The 5455-nt window shown below is 71.3% G+C and carries 6 protein-coding genes; 3 read left to right on the forward strand and 3 right to left on the reverse strand.

Annotated elements, in window-relative coordinates; genetic code table 11:
* Window positions 1–110: 110 nt before the first annotated feature.
* From ACFWI9_RS29130 to ACFWI9_RS29140, 3 genes are all read right to left on the reverse strand, one after another.
* The gene (locus ACFWI9_RS29130; protein ID WP_387166643.1) at window positions 111–854 is read right to left on the reverse strand and encodes a lytic transglycosylase; all 744 of its coding nucleotides are present in this window, start codon (window positions 852–854) and stop codon (window positions 111–113) included.
* A gap of 278 nt (window positions 855–1132) precedes the next feature.
* Window positions 1133–2266 (reverse strand): S-adenosylmethionine:tRNA ribosyltransferase-isomerase, encoded by a 1134-nt coding sequence (locus tag ACFWI9_RS29135; RefSeq protein ID WP_387166646.1) that lies wholly within the window; start codon window positions 2264–2266, stop codon window positions 1133–1135.
* A 5-nt stretch (window positions 2267–2271) separates the two neighbouring features.
* Window positions 2272–2985, reverse strand: a complete 714-nt coding sequence (locus tag ACFWI9_RS29140; protein WP_387166649.1) for an SDR family NAD(P)-dependent oxidoreductase — start codon at window positions 2983–2985, stop codon at window positions 2272–2274.
* 169 nt (window positions 2986–3154) lie between these two features.
* Here ACFWI9_RS29140 and ACFWI9_RS29145 point away from each other — a divergent pair, with 169 nt between their 5' ends.
* From ACFWI9_RS29145 to ACFWI9_RS29155, 3 genes are all read left to right on the forward strand, one after another.
* Complete coding sequence (locus tag ACFWI9_RS29145) at window positions 3155–4312, forward strand: GAF domain-containing sensor histidine kinase (protein WP_387166651.1); 1158 nt, start codon at window positions 3155–3157, stop codon at window positions 4310–4312.
* Window positions 4305–4949, forward strand: coding sequence for a response regulator (locus ACFWI9_RS29150; protein ID WP_387166654.1), 645 nt, complete (start codon window positions 4305–4307; stop codon window positions 4947–4949). Before ACFWI9_RS29145 ends, ACFWI9_RS29150 begins: the two co-directional genes overlap by 8 nt.
* Before the next feature lie 192 nt (window positions 4950–5141).
* On the forward strand, window positions 5142–5384 hold the full coding sequence (locus ACFWI9_RS29155) for a chaplin family protein (RefSeq protein ID WP_387166656.1): 243 nt from the start codon (window positions 5142–5144) through the stop codon (window positions 5382–5384).
* The last annotated feature ends 71 nt before the right edge of the window (window positions 5385–5455 follow it).

A 5455-nucleotide genomic window follows, 5' to 3' on the forward strand; every position in this document is an offset into this window, starting at 1 on the left:
TGTCTGTCGGTGCGAGTGTGTGGCGGGCGGGGGGGGGGGGGGGGGGGCGGGGGGGGGGGGGCGGCCCCCCCCCCCCCCGGCGTGTCTGTACGGGGCCGTGCGGGCGTCCGTCAGTAGGCGCTGTTCACGTTGTCCATCGAACCGTAGCGGTCGGCCGCGTAGTTGCAGGACGCGACGATGTTGGCGACCGGGTCGTACTGGTCCTTGGCGGTGCCGGGGACGTGGTACGCGTCGAAGGTGGGCTTGATGATCTGGAGCAGGCCCTTGGACGGTATGCCGTTCTGGGCGTTGATGTCCCAGTTGTTGATGGCCCGCGGGTTGCCGGAGGACTCACGCATGATGTTGCGGTGGATGCCCTCGTAGCTGCCCGGGATGTCGTGCTTCTTCATGATGTCCATGGCCTCGCGGATCCAGCCGTCCAGGTTGTTCGGGTAGACGGCCTGGCGGGCGGCGGCGCGGTTGGCGGCCGCGGCGGCGGCGCGCTTCTTCGCGGCGGCCTTGGCGGCAGCGGCGGCTTTCGCCTTGGCGGCGGCCTGGGCCTCGGCCTTGGCCTTCAGCGCGGCGGCGGTGGCCTTCGCCTTGGCGGCGGCCTGGGTCTGGGCCTGGGCCTGGGCGTCAAGGAAGGCCGACTGGTTGGTGATGCTCGCCTGGAGGGCAGCGGCCTTCGCGGTGTCGACGCTGGTGGACCAGGCGACGTTCGCGGTGGACACGGCCTGCGTCTCGGTTTCGGCGGCGGCGCTGCCCGGGACGAGCGAGAACGCGAGGGCCGAGACGCCAACGGCGGCCACACCGGCGATCGAGATCTTGTGAGTCTTGGACATACGAGCGGAACCGGAAGTGCGGGACGCGAACATGCGAGACGTACCTCTTCGAATAGCGGAGTGTCGCGAAAGGCCGGGCGGCTCAGCGCCTTCTCGGCGGCGACGAACGCAATTCTTAGCGGCAGCAAAATCCGCTGGCAAAGGTGTGACGTACGATCCTGGTTAGTGGAGCAGGACCCCATAAATCCGGACAAGTCCCCCATGAAGGCCAGCTCACGTGTCCTCTATGTATCCACTAGAGCGCTTCGTAAGTGACCTGCGCCCTATGCGCGGGCTCACATCCAGCCCTGCTCCACCTCGCAGAGAGTTGCTCAAGCAATCCGGACCGTCATGGGGTCGTCCGGCAGGATGAGGTGCACGTCCCCGAACTCATGCCACAGGTAGCGGTGCTCCAGCGCCTGGGTATAGCCGCAGGCCAGCGCTTCCTCCCCGGTGATCGCCGCCAGCATCAGCAGATGCGAGGCCTCGGGCTCGTGCAGCCCCGTCAGCAGCCCGTCCACCGTCCGCACCCCGCGCCCGGGGGTGATGACCAGGTCGGTCCAGCCCTTCGCGGCCCGCACAACACCGTCCGGCCCCGACGCCGACTCCAGGGCCCGTACCGCGGTCGTCCCCACCGCGATGACCCGTCCGCCGCCCGCCCGTGCCGCGTTCACCAGCCATGCCGTCGCCTCGGACACCTCGAAACGCTCCGGATACGGAGGCTCGTGCGCCTCCGCCGACGCCACGCCCGTGTGCAGCGTGAGCGGAGCGAACTGCACCCCCCTGCGCACCAGCTCCGCTACCACGGGCTCGGTGAAGGGGCGGGCCGCACTCGGCATCTCCGCAGAACCCGCCCCCGAGCCATCGGGCGCGGGCAGCGCGAACACCGTCTGATACGCGGACAGCGGTTGGTCCCGCTCGGTGTAGCGGTATCGGATGGGCCTGCCGTACCGCCCCATCAGCTCCGTCACCTTCACCGACGCCGTGGCCCACCACAACCGTCCGCCCGCCGTCCCGCCACCGGGCGTCAGCGGTTCCTCCAGTACGAGCAGTCCACCGCCGGGCAGCCGGATCCGCGCCCCCGCCGGACCGCCGTGACGCCGCCGCGTGCTACCCGCGCCGTCCGGGGTGCGCAACTCCACCACCCAGCGCTCGCCCCGCCGACCGCGGTCCGGGTCGGAGCCCAGCTCACCGCGCGTCGAGAAGTGCACGACCAGGCGCTCCGCGCCCAGCCGCCCGTCCACTGCGGCCGGCAGCGTGGGCGAGGTGTTCACCACCAGCACGTCACCGGCCCGCAGCTGCCCCGGCAGCTCCCGGAAGACGTGGTGCGACACCGCCGTCCCACGCGACACCAGCAGCCGTACGTCGTCCCGGCCGCTGCCGCGGACCTCGGCGGGTACCCGCGCCAGCAGCTCGTCCGGCACCCTGAGGCTCTCCAGCACACTCACCCGGCTCAGCCCGCTCATCCGCCTCACCGGCCCGTCGTCAGCACGGTCGCCTCATACCGGCCGCTCGCCGGGCGCTCGTCCAGCAGCCTCAGGAACGCCGGTACCACCGACTCCGGCGCGGGCCGCGCCCCGCCGTCCCCGTCGCCGGGCACGGCGGCCTCGTAGAGATCCGTGCGCATGTCCCCGGGATCCACCGCCCAGACCCTCAGTCCCGGCTCCTCGACCGCCAGCACCCCGATGAGCAGGTCGAGAGCTGCCTTCGACGCCCCGTAACCGCCCCAGGTGGGGTACGCCTCCCGCGCCGCGTCCGAGCTCACCGCGATCACCGCACCCGGCCCCGTACCCGGCGTGTCCCCGCGCAGCAGCGGCAGCGCCTCCTGCACCAGGCCGAGCGCCGCCACCACGTTGGTCTCCAACGCCTCCCGCAGCCCGGACAGGGGCAGCGCCGCCAGCGGGACCAGAGGTTCGGCACCCAGCGCGCTGGCATTGCTCACCAGCAGATCGAGCGACCCCAGCTCCTTCGCCGCCGCCACCAGCACCTCGCGATGCCCGGCCCGGGTGACATCCCCGGGCAGCGCCACCACCCGGGTTCCGTGCCGCCGCAGCTCCTCAGCCGTCTTCGCCAGAACTGATTCGGTACGCGCGTCGAGCACCAGGTCCCAGCCACGGCGGGCCAGCGCCTCGGCCAGCGCCCGCCCCAGCCCCTTCGAGGCTCCCGTGATGATCGCTACCGGCATGGCTCCATCCCCTCTGTTCGGTTGCCCTCAGAGTGGCTCTGCGGCGCGGCCGTCCGCGTCGTCCCCGAGACCCTGCCGTACCGGGTACTTCGCCCTACGTCCCACGGCCCAGGCGACGGCCGTCCACAGCCCGATACGTACGGTCACCACACGCCGGTACCGTGATCCCATGAGCCATCGACCGCGCTCCGGCCTCGCCGCCGTGAGCACCGCCCTCCTCGAGATGAGCAGGCACCTCGAGGTGCGCGACGTCCTCAAGACCATCGTCGCCTCGGCGCGTGAGCTGCTCGACGCGGAGTACGCGGCCCTGGGCGTGCCGGACGACCACGGCGGCTTCGCCCAGTTCGTCGTCGACGGCGTGAGCGATGAGCAGTGGCGGGCGATCGGACCGCTTCCCCGCCAGCATGGAATCCTCGCCGCGATGCTCAGGGACGCGAAGACCGAGCGGCTCGCGGACGTGCGCATGGACCCCCGCTTCGAGGGCTGGCCATCGGCCCACCCCGAGATGTCCGATTTCCTGGGCCTGCCCATCAAGGACGGCGACGAGACGATCGGCGCGCTCTTCCTCGCCAACAAGAGGTGCCCCAAGCCCCCCGGCGCCCGCGGGGAGGTATGCGGGTTCACCGAGGAGGACGAGGAGCTGCTCTCGATCCTCGCCCAGCACGCCGCGATCGCCCTCACCAACGCCCGGCTCTATGAACGCAGCCGTGAGCTCACCATCGCCGAGGAACGCTCCCGGCTGGCCCATGAGCTGCATGACGCGGTCAGCCAGAAGCTGTTCTCGCTTCGGCTGACCGCGCAGGCCGCGGCGACACTGGTGGACCGCGACCCGGTCCGCGCCAAGGGAGAGCTCCAGCAGGTCGCCGTACTCGCCGCCGAAGCCGCCGACGAACTGCGGGCCGCTGTGGTCGAGCTGCGTCCGGCGGCGCTGGACGAGGACGGGCTGGTCGACACCCTCCGTACCCAGATCCAGGTGCTCGACCGCGCACACACCGCCCGCGTCACCTTCGAGGCACAGGGAGTGCGCGCACTGCCGGCGTCCCAGGAGGAGGCCCTGCTGCGAGTCGCCCAGGAAGCCCTGCACAACGCGCTGCGGCACTCGGGCGCGGAGCGGGTCGCGGTCAGCCTCTGCCGCAGGGGGCAGGGGGCGGTACTCAGCGTCAGGGACGACGGCGGCGGCTTCGAGCCCGCGTCGGTGCGCAGGGCGGGGCGGCACCTCGGCCTGGTCTCGATGCGCGACCGGGCCGGTGGCGTCGGCGGCACACTCACGGTGGAATCGGCGCCCGGCGAGGGCACCACGATCGAGATGGAGGTCCCCGGTGGGTGACAAGCGGATCCGCGTGCTGCTCGTGGACGATCACCAGGTCGTCCGCCGGGGCCTGCGTACCTTCCTGGAGGTGCAGGACGACATCGAGGTGGTGGGGGAGGCCGCCGACGGCGCCGATGGCGTCGCACAGGCCGAGGAGCTGGGCCCCGATGTCGTGTTGATGGACGTGAAGATGCCGGGCGTGGACGGGATCGAGGCCCTGCGCCGGCTGCGCGCCCTGGACAACCCGGCGAAGGTGCTGGTGGTCACGAGCTTCATGGAACGGCGCACCGTGATCCCGGCGCTTCGCGCGGGAGCCTCGGGCTATGTGTACAAGGACGTCGATCCCGACGCCCTGGCCGGTGCGATCCGCTCCGTGTACGCGGGCCATGTACTGCTCCAGCCCGAGGTGGCCGACGTGCTGCTCTCGGAGGACGTGCCCGGCACGGGGCAGGGGAGGAACACCTCGCTCACCGAGCGGGAGCGCGAGGTGCTCGGGCTGATCGCCGACGGCCGCTCCAACCGCGAGATAGCCCGCGCGCTGGTCCTCTCCGAGAAGACGGTGAAGACCCATGTGTCGAACATTCTGATGAAGCTGGATCTGGCGGATCGTACGCAGGCGGCGCTCTGGGCCGTACGCCATGGACTCAGCGGCTGATCAGAACGTTTCAGCAGGTCGGTGGCCGACTGCCCGGGATGGTTGCCCGCTGGTCTGAGATTCATACCGTCGTGTGTATGTCGCCCACATGGCGTATCCGAAGCGGTTCGGTCGGCGTTCTCCAGTGCGTGCTGCGGTGGGCATCGCAGCGCACGACAGCCCATGACAGCCCATGACCAGGAGGAAGCTGAAGTGAAGAACCTGAAGAAGGCCGCCGTCGTCACCATGGTCGCCGGTGGACTGCTCGCCGCCGGCGCCGGTGCCGCGTCCGCGACCAGCGCGCACGCGGACGGCAGCGCCGCCAACTCCCCGGGCATCGGCTCCGGCAACCTGGTCCAGGTCCCGGTCCACGTCCCGGTCAACGTCGTCGGCAACACCGTCAACGTCATCGGTGCGCTCAACCCGGCCTTCGGCAACGTCGGCGTCAACGGCTGACCAGCCGCCGCTGGCTCACTGAGCGCCGACCGGCGCCCGGCCCCCCCCGCGGCCGGGTGCGGGCGCCCCCC

This window comes from Streptomyces sp. NPDC127084, from assembly GCF_042724175.1.
Classification (GTDB): domain Bacteria; phylum Actinomycetota; class Actinomycetes; order Streptomycetales; family Streptomycetaceae; genus Streptomyces.